Source organism: Allobosea sp. CCNWLY174, assembly GCF_037120455.1.
In the GTDB taxonomy this organism is placed as follows: Bacteria; Pseudomonadota; Alphaproteobacteria; order Rhizobiales; family Beijerinckiaceae; genus Allobosea; species Allobosea lupini.
Genome location: NZ_JBBBBQ010000009.1, coordinates 48500 through 70213, shown reverse-complemented (window position 1 = coordinate 70213; position 21714 = coordinate 48500). Strand labels below are relative to the sequence as shown.

The 21714-nt window shown below is 66.2% G+C and carries 18 protein-coding genes; 9 read left to right on the top strand and 9 right to left on the bottom strand.

Features of this window, described 5'->3' with window-relative positions:
* Positions 1-3: 3 nt before the first annotated feature.
* The 7 genes from V7S63_RS22560 to V7S63_RS22530 all read right to left on the bottom strand — a co-directional run bounded on the left by V7S63_RS22560 (position 4) and on the right by V7S63_RS22530 (position 9526).
* On the bottom strand, positions 4-1959 hold the full coding sequence (locus V7S63_RS22560) for a hybrid sensor histidine kinase/response regulator (protein ID WP_336531854.1): 1956 nt from the start codon (positions 1957-1959) through the stop codon (positions 4-6).
* Between the two features lie 91 nt (positions 1960-2050).
* Positions 2051-2935 (bottom strand): DMT family transporter, encoded by an 885-nt coding sequence (locus V7S63_RS22555; protein ID WP_336531853.1) that lies wholly within the window; start codon positions 2933-2935, stop codon positions 2051-2053.
* A 78-nt stretch (positions 2936-3013) separates the two neighbouring features.
* A complete protein-coding gene (locus V7S63_RS22550; protein WP_336531852.1) occupies positions 3014-4303 on the bottom strand; it encodes an ArgE/DapE family deacylase in 1290 nt (429 codons plus the stop codon).
* A 140-nt stretch (positions 4304-4443) separates the two neighbouring features.
* Positions 4444-6051, bottom strand: a complete 1608-nt coding sequence (locus V7S63_RS22545; protein WP_100962432.1) for an ABC transporter ATP-binding protein — start codon at positions 6049-6051, stop codon at positions 4444-4446.
* The gene (locus tag V7S63_RS22540; protein ID WP_336531851.1) at positions 6051-6887 is read right to left on the bottom strand and encodes an ABC transporter permease; all 837 of its coding nucleotides are present in this window, start codon (positions 6885-6887) and stop codon (positions 6051-6053) included. Before V7S63_RS22540 ends, V7S63_RS22545 begins: the two co-directional genes overlap by 1 nt.
* On the bottom strand, positions 6884-7861 hold the full coding sequence (locus V7S63_RS22535; RefSeq protein ID WP_100962431.1) for an ABC transporter permease: 978 nt from the start codon (positions 7859-7861) through the stop codon (positions 6884-6886). Before V7S63_RS22535 ends, V7S63_RS22540 begins: the two co-directional genes overlap by 4 nt.
* A 108-nt stretch (positions 7862-7969) precedes the next feature.
* Positions 7970-9526 (bottom strand): ABC transporter substrate-binding protein, encoded by a 1557-nt coding sequence (locus tag V7S63_RS22530; protein ID WP_336531850.1) that lies wholly within the window; start codon positions 9524-9526, stop codon positions 7970-7972.
* A 177-nt stretch (positions 9527-9703) separates the two neighbouring features.
* On the opposite strand from V7S63_RS22530, the gene V7S63_RS22525 reads away from it, so the two are divergent.
* On the top strand, positions 9704-10507 hold the full coding sequence (locus V7S63_RS22525; protein WP_336531849.1) for an IclR family transcriptional regulator: 804 nt from the start codon (positions 9704-9706) through the stop codon (positions 10505-10507).
* Positions 10508-10509: 2 nt separating this feature from the next.
* Here the strand turns inward: V7S63_RS22525 and V7S63_RS22520 are convergent, their stop codons facing one another.
* Entirely contained in the window at positions 10510-10941 is a 432-nt protein-coding gene (locus V7S63_RS22520; protein WP_091841517.1) for an Lrp/AsnC family transcriptional regulator, read from the bottom strand.
* Positions 10942-11061: 120 nt separating this feature from the next.
* Between V7S63_RS22520 and V7S63_RS22515 the strand changes: the two genes are divergently transcribed.
* The 7 genes from V7S63_RS22515 (at position 11062) to V7S63_RS22485 (ending at position 20399) form a co-directional block, all read left to right on the top strand.
* Positions 11062-12189, top strand: coding sequence for a saccharopine dehydrogenase family protein (locus V7S63_RS22515; RefSeq protein WP_336531848.1), 1128 nt, complete (start codon positions 11062-11064; stop codon positions 12187-12189).
* 153 nt (positions 12190-12342) lie between these two features.
* A complete protein-coding gene (locus V7S63_RS22510; RefSeq protein ID WP_336531847.1) occupies positions 12343-13830 on the top strand; it encodes a M81 family metallopeptidase in 1488 nt (495 codons plus the stop codon).
* A gap of 114 nt (positions 13831-13944) precedes the next feature.
* Positions 13945-15573, top strand: coding sequence for an amidohydrolase (locus V7S63_RS22505; protein ID WP_336531846.1), 1629 nt, complete (start codon positions 13945-13947; stop codon positions 15571-15573).
* 241 nt (positions 15574-15814) lie between these two features.
* Positions 15815-17407: an ABC transporter substrate-binding protein gene (locus tag V7S63_RS22500; RefSeq protein WP_442896507.1), complete on the top strand. Its 1593-nt coding sequence runs from the start codon at positions 15815-15817 to the stop codon at positions 17405-17407.
* Between the two features lie 229 nt (positions 17408-17636).
* Positions 17637-18572, top strand: coding sequence for an ABC transporter permease (locus V7S63_RS22495; protein WP_091841507.1), 936 nt, complete (start codon positions 17637-17639; stop codon positions 18570-18572).
* Positions 18573-18580: 8 nt separating this feature from the next.
* Positions 18581-19402 carry an ABC transporter permease gene (locus V7S63_RS22490; protein WP_091841505.1) on the top strand — a complete coding sequence of 274 codons (822 nt, stop codon included), beginning with the start codon at positions 18581-18583 and terminating at the stop codon, positions 19400-19402.
* Between the two features lie 31 nt (positions 19403-19433).
* Entirely contained in the window at positions 19434-20399 is a 966-nt protein-coding gene (locus V7S63_RS22485) for a succinylglutamate desuccinylase/aspartoacylase family protein (protein WP_336531844.1), read from the top strand.
* 13 nt (positions 20400-20412) lie between these two features.
* Here the strand turns inward: V7S63_RS22485 and V7S63_RS22480 are convergent, their stop codons facing one another.
* Positions 20413-20826 carry a hypothetical protein gene (locus V7S63_RS22480; RefSeq protein WP_336531843.1) on the bottom strand — a complete coding sequence of 138 codons (414 nt, stop codon included), beginning with the start codon at positions 20824-20826 and terminating at the stop codon, positions 20413-20415.
* A 168-nt stretch (positions 20827-20994) separates the two neighbouring features.
* Here V7S63_RS22480 and aroQ point away from each other — a divergent pair, with 168 nt between their 5' ends.
* A complete protein-coding gene (gene aroQ / locus V7S63_RS22475; protein ID WP_336531842.1) occupies positions 20995-21444 on the top strand; it encodes a type II 3-dehydroquinate dehydratase in 450 nt (149 codons plus the stop codon).
* Positions 21445-21714 lie beyond the last annotated feature (270 nt).

The window sequence follows — 21714 nt, the reverse complement described above, 5'->3', positions numbered from 1 at the left end:
CCCTCAGGCCGCGGCTGCAGCCGTCGTGCGCCGCGCCATCGCCGCATTGACCGCCTTTTCCAGATCGGCCTGCCAGAACGGCTTGTTCAGCCGCAACACGCCCGCTCCGGCGCCCGCCGGCAGATCGGCATAGCCTGTAGCGAGGATGACCGGCACATTGGGCCAGCGCTGTCCGACTTCCGTGATCAATTGCGCACCGGTCATCTGCGGCATGGCATGATCGGTGATCAGCAGATCGATCTCGTTGTTCTCCAGCACCGACAGCGCTTCCCGCCCCGAGCTCGCCTCGATGACCTTGTGGCCGAGGTCCTCCAGCAGTGCGGTTGTGTTCATCAGCACGAGCGCATCGTCATCGACCGCGAGCACAGTCAGCGGGCGCGGCTCCATGGCGGTCTCCATTTTCGTCTCGACAGGCAACTGGACAGGCTCGGCCGTTATGGTTGCGGAAGCCACGGGCAGCCAGATTTCCACGGTCGTGCCTCGTCCCACCTGGCTGGTCAGCTGCAGACGGCCACCGAGCTGCTCGGCCATGCCGTGCACCATCGAGAGGCCGAGCCCGGTGCCCTTGCCGACACCCTTGGTGGTGAAGAAGGGCTCGGTCGCCTGGGCCAGTGTCTTTGCATCCATTCCGCTACCGGTATCGGCCACCGAGAGACGGATATAGTCGCCGTCGGGCAGGCCACTGCGATGGCCTCGGCCGACGGATTCGTTCTTGGCCCCGACGCGCAATACGCCGCCTTCCGGCATCGCGTCCCGCGCATTGACGGCAAGGTTGAGGACCGCGGCTTCGAGCTGGTTCGAATCGGCCACTGCGGTCGCGAGATCGGCGGGGAAATCCGTCTCGATCCGGATCAGCGGCCCCAGCGAGCGCTGCAGCAGGTCGCCCATCTCGGCGACGAGCACGTCAACCGCCACCGGCTGCAGCGCCAGTTCCTGCTTGCGGGCGAAGGAGAGCATGCGCTGGGTCAGGGAGATGCCCCGGCTCGCCCCCTTGATCGCATTGTCGATCAGGTTGAGCTGGCGCTCATCGCCGATCTGGCGACGCACGAGCTCGAGGCTGCCCAGCACGGCGGTCAGCAGATTGTTGAAATCATGCGCAACGCCGCCGGTGAGTTGGCCGAGGGCCTCGATCTTCTGCGCCTGGAACAAGGCCTCGCGCGCCGCATCGAGCTCGGCTTGGACCTTACGCTGCTCGGTCAGGTCTCGCGTGACCTTGGCAAAGCCGATGACCTCGCCAGCATCGTCGCGGATCGGGTCGATGACGACACTCGCCCAGAAGGTCTCGCCGTTCTTGCGGATGCGCCAGCCTTCCTTTTCGGCGCTGCCATTGTCGATCGCAGCCTGGAGCGTCCTTTGCGGCTCGCCCTTCTCGCGATCCTCCGGCGTGTAGAACAGCGAGAAATGCCGGCCGATGATCTCGTCCGGCGCATAGCCTTTGATCCGCTGCGCACCGGCGTTCCAGTTGGTCACGATGCCGTCGGCATCGAGCATGTAGATCGCGTAGTCGGTGACGCCCTGCACCAGCAGGCGGAACTTCTCCTCCGACCGCCGCAGCGCCTCATCCGCCTGGCGCCGCTCGGTCAGGTCGCGCGTGACCTTGGCATAGCCGAGCACCCGGCCGGTCGCCGGGTTTATGATCGCATCGATGACAGCATTGGCCCAGAAGCGGGTGCCGTCCTTGCGGACGCGCCAACCCTCGCTCTCGAAGCGCCCTGTTTCGGCGGCCTGGCCCAGAGCTCGCTCCGGCAAGCCGGCAGCGCGATCTTCCTCGGTGTAGAAGCGCGAGAACGGCTGGCCGATGATCTCGTGGTCCTCATAGCCCTTGAAACGCCGGGCGCCGGGGTTCCAGCTGATCACCGTCCCCTGCGGATCGAGCATGTAGATCGCGTAGTCCGTGACGGACTCCACCAGCAAGCGGTAGCGCTCGGCGGTCACCGGACCTTCCGCGATCTGAAGCACGTTTGGAACCTTGATATTTGACATGTCCAACGCGCTGAACGCGGCATTGCGCAAAAGGTTCCGGACGGGACGAAGAAAAAATGACCTAGGGTCAAGGACCCGGTTTTGGCGAGACAAGGATCGCACCCGAAGCGGCAACCACGAGGACGAGGCCGAGCCAGTCGCTCGCCGCCGGCCGCTCGCCAAGCAGGAGGACCGAGCCGAGCGCCCCGACCGCCGGAACCATCAAGGTGCCGAGGCTGGCGATCCCCGCAGGAAGCCGGGCGATCACGGTGAACCAGAGGAAGTAGGCGAGCGCCTGCGCGCCAAGGATATGGAAGGTCAGTGCCGCGGCAACCGGCGGCGACAGGGTCTTCGGGACCGGAATGCCCTCGAAAATCAGCATGCCGATGCCGGCCGCCGCGCCGCCGATCAGCAGTTGCCAGGCGGCGATCGACAGCGTCGGCGCCGCGACCGGCCAGCGCTTGGTGACGATGGTGCCGAGCGCCCAGCTGATGCTCGCAAGCAAAGCGAGAGCAAGCCCCGGCGAGAGCTGGCCCGCGCGGATCAGCGGCAGGCCGAGACAGAGCAATCCGGCGATGCCGAGCCCCAGGCCGATCAGCCGCAGGCGGTCGACGTGCTCGGCCAATACCGGCCAGGCCATCAGCGTTGCCCAGACCGGCATGGTGAAGGTCAGGATCGCGGCCCGAGAGGTCGGCGCCATCAACTGCGCGAAGGCGAGCAGGATATTGAAGGCGGCGATCGACAGGATGCCGGCGACGATCAGCCTGGGCCAATGCGCGGCCGGCACCTTGAGACTGATGTCCCGCGCCAGCGCGACCGCGACGAGAGCAAGCCCGGCGAAGGTCATGCCGCCGGCTCGCAAGGTCCATGGCGCGATCTCGGTCAGTGAGATCCGGACCGCCGGCCAGTTGAAGCCCCAGAGCAGCCCGAGCAGCGGGACGAGCAGGAGCGAGCGGGCGGACACGGTCGGCATGATCGGACTATGCGTGAGGAGGAGCCTGCATTGTCATGTCATTTCGATGCAGGCTCGATGCACGGCAGGCGCGCATCATCACTTCTCGATCGCCTCCACCCCGCACCATTCGGCGACGAAGAGGGCCATGGTGCCGGTGATCCGCTTCAGGGAGGCCAGGCTGACGCGCTCGTCGAAGGCATGGATGTTCTCCGAGATCGGGCCGTAGCAAAGCGCGGGCACCTTGTCGTAGAGGGCGTAGACCCGGGTATCGAGATAGCCGGGGGTCATGAAGCTCTTCAGCGCCTTGCCGGTCGAGCCCTGATGGGCGCGGCCGAGCACGGCCTCGGCCTCGCTGCCGGGCTCGAGCACATACCCTTCCGACCAGAAGCCGTTGAAGACGACCTTGGGCGGGTTGTTCGAGAGGAACGCATCGGCGCGCGCGAAGGCGAGCACCGTCGCCTCGATCCGCTTGCCGAGCTCTTCGGCCGACATGCTGGGATAGAGGCCGATACGACAGTCGACCTTGCACCAGCACGGCACCGACGAAGCCCAGTCGCCGCCCTCGATCTTGCCGATGTTGAGGTTGATCGGATGGGCGACATCCTCGAAATGCGGCCGGCCGATCTTCTCGCGGTTGAGCGCCGCCTCGAGTTCGCGCAGCGCGCCGATGACGCGATAGGCCGCGTCGATCGCATTCGCCCCGGCCGCCATCTCGCGCACATGCATCGGCACGCCGCGGACCTCGAACTGGAACCAGAGCACGCCGGTATTGGCGCGCACCAACATCTCTTCCTCGGGCTCGGGGATCAGCACCGCATCGGCCGCGTAGCCGCGCAAATGGGTCATCAACGCGCCGTTGCCGGTCGATTCCTCCTCGACCACCGATTGGACATAGACGGTTCCCGCCGGCTGCAGGCCGATGCGCCGGAGCGCATCGAGGCAATAGAGATTTGCAGCGCCGCCCGCCTTCATGTCGGCACCGCCACGGCCATAGAGCCAGTCGCCCTCGATCACGGGATCGAAGGGCGGATGCGTCCAGAGCTCGGCCGGGCCGGTCGGCACCACGTCGACATGGGACTGCAGGATCAGCGAGCGACCCGTCTCCTCGCGCGGGTGGTGGATGCCGACCACAATCGGCGCGTCCGAATGCGTGTCAGAGAACGGCGCTCCGCCGGGATGGCGACCGATCGCCTCGCGATCCATGGCAAAGCGGTCCATGGTGAAGCCGCGCTGCTTCAAGGCGCGGAAGATGAAGTCCTGGACGGTGTGCTCGTCGCCGCGTGTCGACGGAAAGCGGATCATCTCCTGGGTGAAGGCGATCTGCTCCGCGAAGCCTTCTTCGACAGATGCGAGGATGCGGTCGCGCAGGGCGGGGTCGAGCGGCATGGCTGGGGTCTCCGGTAGATAGGCAGGCATTCGGCCGGCTCGTCATGGTCGGGCTTGACCCGACCATCTCGGAAACCAGCCATCTGGTCCTGAGATTCTCGGGTCTGTGCTTCGCTACGCCCGAGAATGACGCATGGAACTCACCGCCCGAACCGCTCGCCGCCGGGCACGGCGGCGAGCAGCTGGCGGGTGTAGGCGTGCTGGGGGGCGGAAAAGAGCGCGGCGGTCGGGCCGGCCTCGACGATCCTGCCGCGCTGCATCACCGCGATCTTGTCGCAGATCTGCGCGGCGACGCGCAGATCGTGGGTGACGAACAGGATGGCGAGGCCGAGGCGCTGCTGGATGTCCTTGATCAGCTTGAGGATCTGCGCCTGCACGGAGACGTCGAGCGCCGAAACCGCCTCGTCCGCGACGAGGACGTCCGGCTCGAGCGCGAGGGCCCGGGCGATGCCGATGCGCTGGCGCTGGCCGCCGGAGAATTCATGCGGGTAGCGGTCGATCGCATTGGCGGAGAGCCCGACCAGTTCGAGCAGCTCCTTCGCCCGCGCCAGCGCGTCCTTGCGTGACGTGCCGTGCGCGACCGGCCCGTCCGAGATGATCCGGCCGACCGTCTGGCGCGGGTTGAGCGAGGCGAACGGGTCCTGGAACACCATCTGGATCCGCTTGCGATGCGGGCGGAGCGCCGCGACGCTGAGGTCGGTGATGGTGAGGTCGCCGAGGGTGATGCGCCCTGAATCCGGCTCGATCAGGCGCAGGCAGCAGCGCCCGACCGTCGACTTGCCCGAGCCGGACTCGCCGACGAGCCCGAGCGTCTCGCCGCGCGCCAGCGTGAAGCTGACATCGTCGGCTGCCCTGACTTCGCGGCCCGGGCGGAAGAAGGCGCGCTTGCGATAGACCTTGCCGAGCTTCTCGACGGTGAGCACCGGCTTGCTTTCCGGCAGCGCCGGCCGCTCCGGCGGCGTCAGCGAGGGCACGGCGGCGAGCAGCTTCTGGGTATAGGGGTGGCGGGGAGAGCCGAGCACCTGGTCGACCGTACCTTCCTCGACCAGTACGCCCTTCTCCAGCACGGCGATGCGGTCGGCGATCTCGGCGACGACGCCCATGTCGTGGGTGATGAACAAGACCGCGGTGCCGTGCTTGTGGCGGAGATTGTCGATCAGCTTGAGGATTTGCGCCTGCGTGGTCACGTCGAGCGCGGTGGTCGGCTCGTCGGCGATCAGCAGCTTCGGTTCGAGCGCCAGCGCCATCGCGATCATCACGCGCTGGCGCTGGCCGCCCGAGAGCTCATGGGGATAGGCCCGCGCCAACCGCTCCGGCTCGGGTAGGCCGACCTCTGTCAGAAGCGCGACGGCACGGGCGTAGCGCTCCGGCTTGGTCAGCAGCTTATGCGCCTCGAAGGTCTCGACGATCTGGTCGGCGACGCGCATGACCGGGTTGAGCGAGGTCATCGGCTCCTGGAAGATCATGCCGACCTCGCGGCCGCGCACGTCCTGCATCGCGTCGTCCGACAGCGCCAGGAGGTCGCGGCCGGCGAGCCTGATCGCGCCGGCGACCGGCTTCACCGCCTTGGGCAGGAGCCCCATCACCGCATGGGCGATCATCGACTTGCCGGAGCCGGATTCGCCGACGACGCAGAGCGTCTCGCCCGCGGCGATTCGCAGCGTCGCATCCTCGACCGCATAGGGGCGGTCGGCCATCACGGGCAGTGCGAGCTTCAGGCCTTCGATCGAGAGGACGGGCTCGGCCATCATTCTCTCTCCCGGGCGAGGCGCGGGTTCATCGCATCGTTCAGCCCTTCGCCGGCAAGGTTGAGCGCCAGCACGGTCAGGAAGATCGCAACGCCCGGGAAGAAGCTGATCCACCAGGCGTCGAGCAGGCGCGTGCGCCCGGCGCCGACCATGTAGCCCCAGCTCATCAGGTTGGGATCGCCGAGGCCGAGGAAGGAGAGCGAGGATTCCAGCAGGATCGCCGAGCCGATCATCAGCGAGCCCATCACGATGATCGGCGCGATGGTGTTGGGCAGGACCTGGCTCCAGATGATCCGCGCGGTCGGCTGGCCGATGGTGATCGCCGCCTGGACATATTCGCGGGTCTTTAGCGAGAGCACCTCGCCGCGCACCAGCCGCGCCACCGGCGGCCAGCTGACCACGCCGATGGCGAGCACGATCGAGCCGAGCTTGGGCTGCAGGATCGCGACCAGGACGATTGCGAGCGCGAAGGAGGGGATGGTCTGGAAGAACTCGGTGAAGCGCATCAGCGCATCATCGATGAGGCCGCCGGCATAGCCGGCGATCGCGCCGAGCGGCACGCCGATCAGCAGCGCGACAATCGTCGAGACCAGCCCGATCGTCAGCGAGACACGGGCGCCGTGCGCCAGGCCCGACGCGATGTCGCGCCCGAGCGTATCGGTGCCGAGCGGGAAGCGCTCCATCACGAAGGGCGCAAGGAAGGGCCGCGCCACCGTCCGCCAAGGCGATTGCGGATAAAGCGAGGGCGCGAGGATGGCAAAGAGCACCACCGCGATCAGGATAGCAAGGCCGATCAGGGCGCCGCGATTGCGGGAAAAACGCTTGAGGAAGCTCATGACACCGCCTCGATGCGCGGATCGGCGAGCCGGTAGACGATATCGGTCAGGATGTTGAAGCCGACGACCATGGCCGAGGAGATGAAGAAGACGCCGAGCAGCACCGAATAGTCGCGCTGCACCAGGGCATCGAACATCAGGCGGCCAATGCCCGGCCAGGCGAAGACGGTCTCGGTGAGCACCGCACCGCCGACGAGCTGGCCAGCCTGAAGGCCCGCCAGCGTCACCACCGGCAGGATGGCGTTGCGGGCGACATGCCGACGCGAGATCACGCCGGGGCTGAGCCCCTTGGCGCGGGCTGTCTTGACGAAATCGGCGCCGGCGACCTCAAGCATCGAGGCTCGCATCATCCGGGCATAGAGGGCGGTGAAGAACAGGCCGAGCGTCAGGGCCGGCAGGACGAGGTGGCTGGCGATGTCGAGCGCGCGGGCGAGCCCGGTATAGTTCGCGCCGATGCTTTCGTAGCCGACATTGGGGACGAGGCCGAGTTTCAGCGCGAAGACGATCTGGCTCATCAGCGCGACCCAGAACAGCGGCGTCGCATAGAAGACCAGCGCCAGCGTTGTGATGACGCTGTCCTGCCAGCGGCCGGCGCGGCGGGCGGCGAGCGCGCCCATCAGCGTGCCCAGCCCGAGCGAGACGATAAAGGCGGCGCCGGTCAGCAGCAGCGTCGCAGGCAGGCGGTCGAGGATCAGGCTGAGCACGCTCTGCTGCTGGCGGTAGCTGAAGCCGAGATCGAAGGTCAGATAGCCCTTGAGATAGACCCAGAGCTGGGTCAGCAGCGGCTGGTCGAGGCCGAAGCGCTCGCGTAACTGGATCAGCAATTGCTCGTCGGCAGCGCCGGCTTCGCCAGCCAGCACCTGCGCCGGATCGCCCGGCGCGGCCCGGATCAGGAAGAAGTTCAGCACCGCGATGGCGAAGAGGACGACGATCCCCTTCGCGAGACGGCCGGCGAGGAATTGCGCGAGGTTCATTCAGGTTCCGCTGGCGTCATTCTCGGGCAAGCGCAGCGCAGACCCGAGAATCTCTTGCAGGAGATGCTCGGGTCAGGCCCGAGCATGACGTGATCCTGTCGGATCACGTCACTCCTTCCAGGCGTCGCGGAAGCCGTCGTTCACGCCAACGCCGGTGGTGACGAGGTTCTTGACGTTGCAGCGATAGATCGTCGGGAAATCCATCTCGAGCAGCCACAGCACCGGCAGTTCGTCGGCCAGGAGCTTCTGCACCTTGGTGTAGAGCTCCTGCCGCGCGCTGTCCGTCGGCGCGATCGCCGCCTCGGCGAAGAGCTTGTCGACCTCTGGATTGGAGTAGCCGCCGACATTGGCGAAGGGATTGCCCTTGGCGATGTTGGAGGTGATGTAGCTGCGCGCAACGCCCATGGCGGGGTCGCCGAGCTGGTAGAGGAAGTTGAAGTTGAGGTCGAAATCCCAGTTGCTGGCCTTCTGGGTCCAGCCGGGCACGTCGGTGTTTTCGACCTGCACCTTGACGCCGACATCCTCGAGGTTCTGCTTGATCGCCTCGGTCCAGCGCGTCCAGGTCTCGCCATAGGGCAGGTTGAGCAGGCGGATCGTCTCGCCCTTGTAGCCGGAGGCCTTGATCAGCTCCTTCGCCTTGGCGGGATCGAAGGCGTATTTCGGCACGTCGGCCGAATAGAACTTGGTCTTCGACGAGATCGGGCCGGTCGGCAGCTTGCCGAGCCCGCCCCAGACCACCTCGCGGCCGAACTCGCGGTCGATCGCGTACATCAGCCCCTGGCGGAACTGCTTGTTGCCCAAAATGCCGTTGCGGACGTTCGGCGTCAGCCAGGCATGGGGGGCGAACATCTCCCAGCCCTTGGTGGTGACGCAGGTGTTGGGCAGCTTGGAGAGCCGCGCCACGTCGTAGACGTCGACCGAGCCGCCGGTCAGTACGTCGACCTTGCCGGTTTCGTAGGCGACGGCGCGCGCCGCTGCGTCCGGGATGATCTGCCAGTAGATCTCGTCGAGGTTCGGCTTGCCCTTCAGCCAGTAGTTCTCGTTCTTCACGAGGTGGATGTAGGAGCCCTTCTTCCACTCCTTCAGCTTGAACGGGCCGGTGCCGATCGGCGTGTTGTTGGCCGGGTTGGCGCGGTAGTCGGTGCCGTCATAGATGTGCTTGGGGATCATCGGCGCGGAGGCGACTTCCTGCGTCATGATCAGCGGGCCGAAGGGCTGCTTCAGCGTGATCTTGACGGTGAGGTCGTCGACCTTCTCGATCTTGTCGACCTGGGCGTTGACGATCGGGCGCCAGCGCGGATGGACCTCGCGCAGGAACTTGTCGAGGGTGAAGACGACGTCATCGGCCGTGAAAGGCTTGCCGTCATGCCAGGTCACGCCCTCCTGCAGCTTGAAGGTGTAGACCTTGGCATCCGGCGAGATCTCCCAGCTCTTGGCCAGCGAGGGCTGTGGCTCGAGCTTCTCGTTATAGCGCAGCAGCGACTCGTAGATGTTGCCGGCGACCATGTTGGTCGGGCCGTTCTGGTTGAGCCCCTGCATCAGCATCGGCGGCTCGGGCTGGACGACGACGTGGACCGTGCCGCCCTTCTTCGGTTCCTGCGCCTGCGCCACGCCGAGCGCCAGGACGGAGGCGGCGAGCGCCAGGCCAAATCTCAATCCGGTCATCGTCGTTCTCCCCCGTTCTTTCATTGGCAGCCAGTTCAGGCCGATCGCACCCGATCAGGCGCCTGTTGGCAAGCTCGGCAGCCATGAAAGCGAGAGACAAATTCCGTGTCAATGGTTGACATGGCGTGTTATTAGGCGACACGCTCAGCAAACGAACATGGCGTATCCACATTTGCGATGAACGACAAAGACGAGGACAGGGCCGCGCAACTGCCGCCGGGCGTGCCGATCGTCCGAGCCGTCGACCGCGCGATTGCGCTGCTGAGGGCCTTCCGGCCGGAGCAGCCGCGGCTCGGCCTGAGCGAGCTCGCCCGGCAGGTCGGCCTCGACAAGGGCACGACGCGGCGTCTGCTGCTGACGTTGCAGCTCAATGAGCTCGTCGAATATGACGAGCATTCCCAGAGCTATGCGCTGGCCGTGGGGCTGATCGAGCTCGGCAGCGCGGTGACGACCGGCCGCGAATTGCGCGACATCGCCGGCCCCTATCTGACCGAGATCGCAGAGAAAACCGGCGCGACCGCCTTCCTCTGGGTCCATATCGCCGGGCGCGGGCTCTGCGTCGATCGCGTGCGCGCTTCGCTGCCGCATGTCGAGGCGACCTGGTTCGCGGTCGGCGCACAGGCACCGTTGAACTGCGGCGGCGGCCCGCGCGTGCTGCTGGCCTATCTCGACGACGAGCAGCGCCGGCTGGCTCTTTCGCTCGATCTGCCCAAACGCGCCCCTGCGAGCCAGACCGATCCAGACCTGCTCTGGCGCGAGGCCGACCGCATCCGGGCGCAGGGCTGGGAGCTGGCCGCCGATGATTTCTTCATCGGCCTGACCGGCGTCGGCGTACCGATCTTCGACCGCTCCGGCGCGCTCGCCGGCGCGCTCAGCATCTCCTCGCTGACCTCGATCGTCGCGCCACAGGGGCGCCCGGTGCATCTCGACGCGCTGCGCGACGCTGCGGCGCGGATCGGAGGACGCGTCCTGCCGGATTGAGGCTAACGCTCGATCCTTGTCGAGAGGATGATCGAGGACATCGTGCGCTCGACGCCTTCGAGCGCGCCGATCCGATCGATCAAACCGTCGAGCTCGCCGATCGAAGGCGCGACCACCACGGCGATCATGTCGAACTGGCCGCTGATCGAATGCAGCGTCCTGATCTCGGGGATGCGCCGCAGCTCCGTCTCGACGCGCACCGCAAGCTTCGGCAACGCCGTGATCAGCACATGCGCCTTGACCTGGCCCTTCTCGTAATCCTCCGAAAGCCGTGCCGTGTAACCGGCGATGACGCCACGGCGCTCCAGCCGCTCGATCCGGCTCTGCACCGTCGTGCGTGACAGGCCGAGCTTGCGGCCGAGCTCGGCCACCGGAGCGCGGGCGTTCTCGGTGAGCAGGGTCAGGAGATGGCGATCGGTCGGGTCTATCGGCATAGCGCCGAAAGCTTACGGCGTTTCGCTGAAAAATCCCATATGAATCGTCGCGTCGCCGGCTTCTATCCGACGAAGCCAAGAGCGAATCTCTCTGACAGAAACAGATTCATCGGGGGAACCATGAAAAACGTGGTCGTCATCGGCGCCGGCAAGATCGGCGCGACCATCGCCGACCTGCTCGGCGCCACCGGGGATTACCGCGTGGTGATCGCCGATCGCTCCAACGAACAGCTCGCCGCGATCAGGACCAGCCCGACGATCTCCACCCGCCGGGTCGACATCACCGACGCCGACGAGCTCGCCCAGGTGCTGAACGGCGCTTTCGCCGTGCTCTCGGCCGCGCCCTACGATCTGACGACACGCATCGCCGAGGCCGCCGCCACCCAGGGCGTGCACTATCTCGACCTGACCGAGGACGTCGCCTCGACCCGGCGGGTCAAGGAGCTGGCGCTGACCGCCAAGGCGGCGCTGATCCCGCAATGCGGGCTGGCGCCGGGCTTCATCTCGATCGTCGCCGCCGACCTCGCCCGCGATTTCGACCAGCTGGACAGCCTCAAGCTCCGCGTGGGCGCGCTGCCGCAATATCCGTCGAACGCGCTGAACTACAACCTGACCTGGAGCACGGACGGCGTCATCAACGAGTATTGCGAGCCCTGCGAGGCCGTCGTCAACGGCGAACGGACTCTGGTCCCGGCCATGGAAGAGCGCGAGGAGTTCTCGCTCGACGGCATCACTTACGAGGCCTTCAACACCTCGGGCGGGCTCGGCACGCTCTGCGACACGCTCGCCGGCAAGGTGCGCACGCTGAACTACCGCACCATCCGCTATCCCGGCCATTGCGCGATCATGAAGGCGCTGCTGCAGGACCTGCGCCTGTCCGAGCGTCGCGATGTTCTGAAGGACATCTTCGAGAACGCCCTGCCGAGCACGCTGCAGGACGTAGTCGTGATCTTCGTCACCGCCAGCGGCCGGCTGAACGGCCGGCTGACCCAGCAGACCTATGCCAACAAGGTCTACAGCGCCGTGGTCGGCGGCGTGATGCGCAGCGCCATCCAGATCACCACGGCGTCGGGCATCTGCGCGGTGCTCGACCTGCTGGCAGAGGGCAAGCTGCCGCAGAAGGGCTTCGTCAAGCAGGAGGAGATCGGCTTCGACGCCTTCCTCGCCAACCGCTTCGGCCGCGCCTATGCCCGGCCCGAGGATCTCAGCCACGCCCCCGGCGAGACCCACGCGGCCCGCGCCGCCTGAGCATTCGGCGGCGCCAAGCATATTCGCCCCTGTCCCGCAAGCGGGCCGATGTCAGGGGACGCATGACCGGGTCCGGGCTGGCAAACGCCCGCACCCACGCTACAAAACAAAAAATAGTTCCATAGGGAACGTTTTCGGGGAAACGACCGCACGATGGCCAGACGCGTCCTGATCGCGGAATTCATGCACGAGACGAACACGTTCAGTGTTCAGCTCACCGATGAGGCGGTGTTCCGCCATCACGGCGTCTTCCGCGACAATGAGGTGCCCGCCGCCTTCCAGGGCACGCGGACCTCGATGGGCGCCGCCTTCGAAGCCGCCGAGAAGTTCGGCTGGAGCCTCGTCCACCCGCTCGTCACCGGAGCCAACCCCTCGGGCCGCGTCACCGACGCGGCCTTCGATGTCTTCGCCGGCATGATCCTTTCCGCCTGCGAGCGGCTCGACGGCGTACTGCTGCATCTGCACGGCGCGATGGCGACGGAAAGCTCGGATGACGGCGAAGGCGAATTGCTGCAGCGCATCCGCGCCAAGATCGGGCCGGATGTTCCGGTCGTCGCGATCCTCGATTTGCACGCGACGCTGACGCAAGCCATGGCCGACAACGCCAATGCGCTGATCTCGTATCGGACCTATCCGCATATCGACCAGTATGAGCGGACCTGGCAGGGCGCCGAACTGCTGGAGCGGGCGATGAAGGGCGAGATCAGGCCGCGCGTCGCGGTCGCCCGCCGGCCGATCCTCTACGCGCTCGATGGCGGCCGCACGACTTCGCCGCCCTTCATGGAGCTGCTGCGCCGCGGCGATGCGCTGGAAGCGTCGGGCGATGCGCTCGTGGTCAGCGTCCAGGCCGGCTTCTCCTCGGCCGATGTCCACGATATCGGCCCCTCGATCGCCGTCACCCATGACGATCGCGGCAAGGCACAGGCCATCGCCGAGGAGCTGATGGACTATGCCTGGGAGCAGCGGCACTACTCCTCGATCCACTTCACCCCGCTGAAGGAGGCGATGGCCAGGGCCAAGGCGGGCGAAGGCACGCTCGGGCCGGAGGCCGGCGGAAAGCCGCTGATGATCTCCGACTATTCCGACAATCCGGGCTCCGGCGCCTATGGCGATGCGACCAACCTGCTGCGCGCCGTGCTCGATGCAGGCCTGAGGAATGTCGGCTTCCATGCGATCCGCGATCCCGAGGCTGCGCTCGCGGCGCAGGCGGCCGGCGTCGGCAACCGCGTCAGGCTCAAGCTCGGCGGCAAGGTGGATCCCAACACCGGCGGCGGCCCGCTCGAGCTCGACGCCCATGTCGTGGCACTCACCGACGGGCATTTCATCTGCTACGGGCCGATGGGCGGCGGCGTCTGGCGCAATTACGGCCTCTCGGCCCTGCTGCGGGTCGCCGATGTCGAGATCATCGTCATCACCCATAACGGCCAGGCGACCGACCTTGCCCAGTTCACCTCGCTCGGCGTCGACCCGACGCGGAAATCGACCGTGATCGTCAAGTCGATGCAGCATTTCCGCGCCGCATTCGAGCCGATCGCCCGCGAAGTGATCGAGGTCGACACCGGCGCGCTCTCGACCAAGAACTTCAAGGAGCGGCCTTACCAGAAGGTACGCCGCCCGATCTTCCCGCTCGACGATATCTGAGCGGGGATTCGAGTTTGACCACCACATACGAGGTCATCCCGGAGGGAGCGCAGCGGAGATCCGGGACGACACGCGCTTGCGATGGAAGACGACGATGACGATGGAGACAAGAGCATGAGCGTCAAGGCCGATATCGTGCTGCGCGGCGGGCCGATCTGGTGCGGCCGGCAGGAGGGCGTGGTCGAGGCGCTGGCGCTCTGGGGCGACAAGGTGCTCGCCGCCGGCAAGGACGCCGAGATCGCCAGCCTGATCGGGCCCTCGACCAGGGTCATCGACCTCGCCGGCCGGCTGGCGACGCCGGGCTTGAACGATTCCCATCTCCATCTGATCTCGGTCGGCCTGACCATGGACTGGGTCGATGCCCGTCCTGCCGCGGCGCCGACGCTGAACGCGCTGCTCGGCCAGATCGCCGCGCGCGCTGCGAAGTCGAAGCCCGGCGAGTGGGTGCTGGCGCGCGGCTACGACCAGACCAAGCTCGACACCGGCCGCCACCCGTTCCGCGAGGAGCTCGACCGCGCCGCGCCGAACAACCCGGTGATGCTGGTCAGGACCTGTGGTCACATCTCGATCGTCAATTCCCTGGCGCTCGAGCTCGGGGGCATCGACGAGACCTCGCCGACCCCGCCGGGTGGATTGATCGAGCAGCAGAACGGCCGGCTCACCGGCCTGCTCGCGGAGAACGCCCGCGCCCCGGTCAAGGCCGCGATCCCGGCACCGAACGAAGAGCAGCTCATCGCCGCGATCGAGCGCGGCGGCCAGTACCTGCTCTCGCTCGGGATCACCAGCTGCATGGATGCGGCGGTCGGCATGGTCACCGGCTTCAACGAGATCGCGGCCTATCACAAGGCCAAGCGCGATGGCCGCCTGCCGGTGCGGACCTGGCTCGCTCTGCTCGGCGACGAGGGCCGCTCGATCGTGCCGCAATGCCATGACGCCGGGCTGCTCTCCGGCACCGGCGACGAGATGCTGATGATCGGCGCGGTCAAGATCTTCCTCGACGGCTCGGCCGGCGGCCGCACTGCCTGGATGAGCGAGCCCTATCTCGGCGAGGACAAGACCACCGGCGTGCAGATGCTCTCGGACGAGGATCTGGAGCGGCAGGTGCTGGACGCTCATGCCAAGGGCTACCAGCTCGCCTGCCACGCCATCGGCGATGCCGCGATCGAGCAGTTGATCACCGCCTATGAGAAGGCGCTGGCTGCCTATCCCGATCCCGACCGGCGCCACCGCATCGAGCATTGTGGCTTCTCGACGCCGCAGCAGCATGAGCGGATGGTCAAGGCCGGGATCTATCCCTGCCCGCAGCAGGTCTTCATCCATGATTTCGGCGACGCCTATATCAAGGTGCTCGGCGAGGAGCGGGCGCTGCCGAGCTATCCATTCCGGACCTGGTTCGATCTTGGCCTGAAGCCGGCGACCGGCAGCGACGCGCCGGTCTGCGATCCCGATCCGTTCCCGAACTTCCACACCATGCTGACGCGCCAGACCTGGCGCGGCACGGTGATGGATGAACGCCAGCGCGTCTCGATCGAGGAGGCGCTGCAGGCCTATACCGAATACGGCGCCTTCTCGCAGAAGCAGGAAGCGGTGAAGGGCAAGCTTGTGCCTGGCTTCCTCGCCGATGTCGCCGTGTTCTCGCGCGACCTGCTTTCGGCCTCGCCGGAGGAGATCCTCAGGGATACCCGCTGCGACATCACCATTCGCGGCGGCCAGGTCGTCTACGAGCGTTCAGGGACGGCCTGAACGCGCTGCACAATGGAAACAAGAAGACAGGGCGTGAAAGCCCGCTATGGTTTCAAATGGAACGAATATCGGCACCGGCCAACGGCGCCGACCTGGAGCCGGATCCGATCAGGCCGAAAGCCTGATCGGTGAATCCGTCTCCAAACATGAGAACAGAGGCCGTTTTCCCGGTCGGCTTGCTGCGCAAGCTGACCGGAACGGGCTCTGGGAGTTCACCGGCATAATGGGAGGTTTCGACGTGTTGAAAAAGCTTGCCTTCACGACCGCGCTGACAGTCGCGGCCGCCTTTACCCTGCAGGCGCAGGCCCAGGAGCCGCGCCGCGGCGGCACGATCCGCTTCACCGCGCCGTATGGCGCCTCCTTCGTCAGCAATGACAGCCATGTCTCGAACCAGATCCAGGACGAGATCTACGGCTACGCGCTGCACGGCATGCTCTACAAATGGGACGCCAAGAACGGCAAGCCGGTGCTCGACATCGCCGAGAGCGTCCAGGTCTCGGCCGACGGCAAGACCTACACCTACAAGCTGCGCGACAACGCGCTTTTCCATAACGGCCGCAAGCTGACCTCCGACGACGTCATCTGGTCCTATACCCGCATCATGGATGGTTCGAAGAACTATCCGGGCGCGCGCTATGTCGCCCGCATCGTCGGCGCGACCGACGTCCAGAAGGGCCAGGCCAAGGAGATCTCAGGCCTGAAGAAGATCGACGAGTCCAGCTTCTCGATGACGCTGACCGACAAGGCCGATCCCGGCTACTTCCTGTTCCAGGCGCAGACCGCGATCCTGCCGGCCAAGGAAGCACAGGCCGCCGGCTTCTTCGACAAGCCGATCGGCCTCGGCCCCTTCAAGTTCGTTGAGCATGTGCCGGGCTCGCGCATGGCCTTCGAGCGCTGGGACAAGTACTACCTCGCCGGCAAGCCCTATGCCGACAAGCTCGTGATCTCGCCGATGGGCGAGGCGGCGGCGCGCGACGTCGCCTTCCGCAACAAGGAGGTTGACGTCTCGATCCTGGGCTCGACCCAGTACGTCGCCTACAAGGCGGACCCGAACCTGTCGAAGGGCATCCTGGAGGTCGCCGAGGTCTTCACCCGCAATATGGGCATGAACCCGACCTTCAAGCCCTTCTCCGACAAGCGCGTCCGCCAGGCGATCAACTACGCCATCGACAGCGAGCTGATCATCAAGCGCCTCGTCCGCGACAAGGCCTACCGCGCCGTGAGCTGGCTGCCGCTGTCCTCGCCCGCCTTCGACAAGGACGCCAAGCCCTACGCCTTCGACCCTGAGAAGGCCAAGAAGCTCCTAGTCGAGGCCGGCTATCCCGACGGCTTCGAGTTCGAATGGACCGCGACGCCGAACGAAAGCTGGGGCGTGCCGATCGTCGAAGCAACGATCCCGATGCTCGCCAAGGTCGGCATCAAGGTGAAGGTCAAGCCGGTCGAAACCTCGGCGCTTGGTGGCGTCGTGGTGGGTGGTGATTTCCAGGCCTATATCTGGTCGAACACCTCGGGCCCGGACACGCTGACGGCGCTGAAGTGCTTCCACTCCTCGACGCCGCGCTCGTCCTGCAACTACACCACCTTCAAGAATCCGGCCTATGACAAGCTGATCGACGACGCCGCGAACGAGGCCGATGCGGCCAAGCAGCTCGACCTGCTGAAGAAGGCCAACGCCATGCTGCAGGACGAGGCGCCCGTCTGGTTCTTCAACTACAACAAGGCGGTGCTGGCCTATCAGCCCTGGCTGCACGGCCTCCAGCCGAATGCGACCGAGCTGGCGCTGCAGCGCTACGAGGAGCTCTGGGTCGACAGCACCTCGCCTGCGGCGAAGTAAGCCTCGTCCCATCGGATGTAACGAGAAACGCGCGGTCATCCCGGACAAGCCGCGCGAGCGGCGCCGATCCGGGATCCATTCCTGAACTGTTCCGGAATGGATCCCGGGTCTCCCGGAGCCTGTCTTCGGGCCGACCGAAGGTCGGACCCGATGGGTCGCCCGGGATGACCGCGAACTTCATGTTTCCGATCGCGACACGCAGCCAAGTCGCAATCAGGAGCCCTCCATCATGTTGCCTTACGTCTTTCGCCGGCTGCTGCAGGCCATCCCGATCCTGCTCGCGGTCGCCGCGCTGATCTTCGTGCTGTTCAGCGTCATTCCCGGTAATTTCGCCACCAGCCAGATGGCCGACGGACGCAGCAATATCGACGCTGCGACGATCGAGCGGATGAACCAGCAGTTTGGCCTCAACGACCCGCTGCCGCTGCGCTTCGCCAAATATGTCGGCGGGCTGGCGACCTTCGATCTCGGCGATTCCTTCCGCACCCGCCAGCCCGTCACCGCGCTCATCGGCGAGCGGCTCTGGCCGAGCCTGCAGCTCGCGCTCGCGGCGATGTTCTTCGCCATCGTCATCGGCGTGCCGCTCGGCTTCTTCGCCGCGCTCAGGCCGGGAAGCTGGGTCGACATGCTCTCCATGGTCTTCGCCGTCTCCGGACTGTCGCTGCCGATGTTCTGGCTCGGCCTGCTCCTGATGTATTTCTTCGCGCTGACGCTGAACTGGTTCCCGAGCTTCGGCTATGGCGACGGCGATCCCCGCTACATCGTGCTGCCGGCGATCGCGCTCGGCGTCTCGCCTCTCGCCCTGCTCGCGCGCACGACCCGCGCTGCGGTGCTCGAGATCATGCATGCCGACTTCGTCCGCACCGCCCGGGCCAAGGGCGCGAACGCCTATCGCGTCATGCGCTGGCATGTCGCCCGCAACGCGCTCGTCATCGTCCTGACCACGCTCGGCCTGCAGTTCGGCTCGGTGCTCGGCCAGGCCGTCGTCGTCGAGAAGCTCTTCGCCTGGCCCGGCCTCGGCTCGCTCCTGGTCGACAGCGTCACCTGGCGCGATATCCCGGCCGTACAGGGCTGCATCCTGACGATCGTGCTCTTCTTCCTCGTCGTGAACATCGCCGTCGACGTGCTCTGCGCCGTCGTCGATCCGCGCATCAAGTACAGCTAGGCCGCACCATGAAGTTCCGTGCCAACCTCTGGATCGGCGCCACCTGCTTCGCCCTCGTCGTCGCCGGCGGCGTCTTCGCGCCCTGGCTCGCCCATACCGACCCGGTGATGGACGCCAATCTGATGAACGCCGAGGTGCCGCCCGGCTCCGAATTCTGGTTCGGCACCGACGCGCAGGGCCGCGACATCTACAGCCGCGTGCTGCATGGCGCCCGCATCTCGCTGACGGTCGGCATCGTCTCGCAACTGATCAACACCTGCATCGGCGTCGCGCTCGGCCTTTCCGCCGCCTATTGGGGTGGCTGGTGGGACGATTTCGTCAACGGCCTCACCAACATGATGCTGGCGATCCCCTCGCTGGTCTTCGCGCTGGCGATCATGGCGATCCTGCAGCCCGGCTTGACCAGCCTGCTGATCGCGCTCGGCCTGACCAACTGGTCCTTCACCTGCCGATTGACGAGGGCGGCGACACTCTCGGTCAAGCAGCTCGGCTATATCGAGGCGGCGAGATCGCTGGGCTACGGCACCTTCCGGATCATGTTCACCCAGATCCTGCCGAACATCGCCGGCCCGATCATCGTGATCGGCACGCTCGGCATGGGCGGCGCCGTGCTGGCCGAAGCCTCTCTCTCCTTCCTCGGCCTCGGCATCCGCCCGCCCTTCCCGAGCTGGGGCTCGATGCTGTCGGATGCGCGCGACCAGATCTCGACCGCACCCTGGATCTCGATCTTTCCCGGCCTTGCCATCTTCCTGACCGTGCTCGGCCTCAACCTGCTCGGCGACGGCCTGCGCGATATTCTCGATCCGCACTCGCAGACCCGCAAGGCCTGAACCTTCCTCTCGACGAAAGCGACCTGTACCTGTGACTGCCTCCGACCTCGACGACGGCCCGCTCGAAACCGTCAGCTTCATCGGCCTGAAGCCCGGCCCCAAGCTGATCGTGACCGGCGCCGTCCACGGCAACGAGCCCTGCGGACCGACCGCGATACGCCGCGTCATCGAGGAGTGCCGGGCAGGCCAGATCAGGATCCTGCGCGGCGAGGTCACCTTCCTGCCCGTCACCAATCCCAAGGCTTTCCGCCTGAAGACCCGCGAGGGCGACCGCAACTTCAACCGCGACCTGCGCGAGCGACCACTGGCCGGCGATTACGAGGACCGGATCGGCAATCCGGTCTGCGCGCTGCTGCGCCGGCACGACGCGCTGCTCGACATCCATTCCTTCCGGCAGGAGGGCGAGCCCTTCGTCTTCTTCGGCCCTGCGAACAATCGCGGCGCGCTCGAACCCTTCGCCCGCGCGGAAGAAGAGCTGGCGCTTGCCTCCTGCCTCGGCGTCCCGACCGCGATCCATGGCTGGCTCGACAACTACGCCCGCCTCCTCGACATCCGTGCCCGCCTGCCGGTGCCCAGGCTCAACGTCACCGAGGGCTATGGCACGACCGAGTTCATGCGCTTCGCGGGCGGCTATGCTGTGACGCTGGAGTGCGGCACGCATGACGACCCCAAGGCAGCCGATATCGGCTACGCAGCAATCCGCAATACATTGGCGCAGTTGCAATTGGTCGAGGCGCCCCTGCCGAAGCCGGCGTTGCGCGATGTGATCGAGATGGTCGAGGTCCTGCTCTGCGAGACGGAGGGCGACCGTGCCGAGGCGGGCTGGCGCACCGGCGATGCCGTCGAGGCCGGCGCAATCCTCGCCCATCGCGCCGACGGCTCCAAGGTCACGGCGCCGCGCGACGGCTACATCATCTTCCCGAACACCGCGCCCAAGCTCGGCGAGGCGATCTGCCATTTCGGCATCGCCAGCCATCGCGCGATTGGACGCGCCTGACATAAGGCGAGAGTCAACGCCGGCCGGCTGCGACGAACTTGTCTCCATTCCAGACGAGCCGGCGCTGGCAGCCCATGTGGCCGGAGCGGCCGCAGGCGCTGCCGTGCAGGGACAGCACCAGCACGGACTTGCCGCCGGCTTGAGCGAGCGACCAGCCCTGGACATTGCTGCCATAGGCCTGGCGGTAGCCGCCCCCGCTCGACATCAGGATATCGAGCGTGCAGCCCGCCGAGCCGCAGAATGGATTGGTCGACATCCCGCCGACGCATGCGGACTCGCTATAGTCGAGCAGATAGTCGGGTTGGCCGTCGCCGTTGAAATCGGCCGTTCGCTGGAAGCCCGACTTGAACGTCGCGCGCCCGCCGCAGGTCTCCCGGATTTCGGCGCGGACCTTGGCGATCTCCGCGGGAACCGATTGTTGCGCCAAGGCGCCGGCACCGAACTGAGCAGCGAAGGACAAACCCAAAGCAAGACTGCGCCACAAGTCCATCACCTCCCCCTCGGCAACACCGGCATGACGCTACGGCAAGGCACATCATGTTGCGTCCGGTCCGGATAAAAGCAACATCCCACCCGCATCGCTTCCGGAGTACTCATGCCCCGTCTCGTCTACGTTCTCAACGGCCCGAACCTGAACCTGCTCGGCAAGCGCCAGCCTCATATCTACGGCTCCGAGACCCTCGCCGATGTCGAGGATGCCTGCCGGGCGCTGGGGAAGGAACTCGACCTCGAGATCCGCTTCCACCAGTCGAACCGCGAATACGAGATCATCGACTGGATCCACGCGGCGCGCGAGCAGGCGGCCGGCATCGTCATCAACCCCGGCGCCTTCACCCATACCTCGGTCGCGATCCTCGACGCGCTCAACACCTTCGACGGCACGGTGATCGAGTGCCATATCTCGAACGTGCACAAGCGCGAGAGCTTCCGGCACCATTCCTACATGTCGCTGCGCGCCGACGGTGTCATCGCCGGCTTCGGCACGCAGGGCTATCTGCTGTCGCTGCGCAGGGTGGCGAAGCTCGCGGACGAGAAGACGGGCTGAGCCGACTGCGGCTCTCGCTCATCGTTACGGCACCGGCCGCACCGGCCGGCGCCAAGACCCAGGTTGGTCACATCAAGCGGGTGATCATGGCCGATCGGATCGAACGATATCTGGCGTCACCAGCGTAATCGATGCGGCATGCAAACCTTTTTTTGAAGTAAATAAAAACAAGTCCAGAGCAACAACCCAGTTGCCCTGCCACGACAACTTGCACATGTCAGGCGAATGCTCTAATCGCACCTCGGCGGCGCCGACCGGCTGCTGCAACGA

What these genes read in the sequence shown, in the direction of transcription:
- V7S63_RS22525 (WP_336531849.1), top strand. Translation starts at nt 9,704, where the DNA reads ATGAACGACAAAGACGAGGACAGGGCCGCGCAACTGCCGCCGGGCGTG.
- V7S63_RS22515 (WP_336531848.1), top strand. Translation starts at nt 11,062, where the DNA reads ATGAAAAACGTGGTCGTCATCGGCGCCGGCAAGATCGGCGCGACCATC.
- V7S63_RS22520 (WP_091841517.1), bottom strand. Translation starts at nt 10,941, where the DNA reads ATGCCGATAGACCCGACCGATCGCCATCTCCTGACCCTGCTCACCGAG.
- V7S63_RS22495 (WP_091841507.1), top strand. Translation starts at nt 17,637, where the DNA reads ATGTTGCCTTACGTCTTTCGCCGGCTGCTGCAGGCCATCCCGATCCTG.
- V7S63_RS22490 (WP_091841505.1), top strand. Translation starts at nt 18,581, where the DNA reads ATGAAGTTCCGTGCCAACCTCTGGATCGGCGCCACCTGCTTCGCCCTC.
- V7S63_RS22540 (WP_336531851.1), bottom strand. Translation starts at nt 6,887, where the DNA reads ATGAGCTTCCTCAAGCGTTTTTCCCGCAATCGCGGCGCCCTGATCGGC.
- V7S63_RS22505 (WP_336531846.1), top strand. Translation starts at nt 13,945, where the DNA reads ATGAGCGTCAAGGCCGATATCGTGCTGCGCGGCGGGCCGATCTGGTGC.
- V7S63_RS22510 (WP_336531847.1), top strand. Translation starts at nt 12,343, where the DNA reads ATGGCCAGACGCGTCCTGATCGCGGAATTCATGCACGAGACGAACACG.
- V7S63_RS22550 (WP_336531852.1), bottom strand. Translation starts at nt 4,303, where the DNA reads ATGCCGCTCGACCCCGCCCTGCGCGACCGCATCCTCGCATCTGTCGAA.
- V7S63_RS22555 (WP_336531853.1), bottom strand. Translation starts at nt 2,935, where the DNA reads ATGCCGACCGTGTCCGCCCGCTCGCTCCTGCTCGTCCCGCTGCTCGGG.
- aroQ (WP_336531842.1), top strand. Translation starts at nt 20,995, where the DNA reads ATGCCCCGTCTCGTCTACGTTCTCAACGGCCCGAACCTGAACCTGCTC.
- V7S63_RS22545 (WP_100962432.1), bottom strand. Translation starts at nt 6,051, where the DNA reads ATGGCCGAGCCCGTCCTCTCGATCGAAGGCCTGAAGCTCGCACTGCCC.
- V7S63_RS22535 (WP_100962431.1), bottom strand. Translation starts at nt 7,861, where the DNA reads ATGAACCTCGCGCAATTCCTCGCCGGCCGTCTCGCGAAGGGGATCGTC.
- V7S63_RS22530 (WP_336531850.1), bottom strand. Translation starts at nt 9,526, where the DNA reads ATGACCGGATTGAGATTTGGCCTGGCGCTCGCCGCCTCCGTCCTGGCG.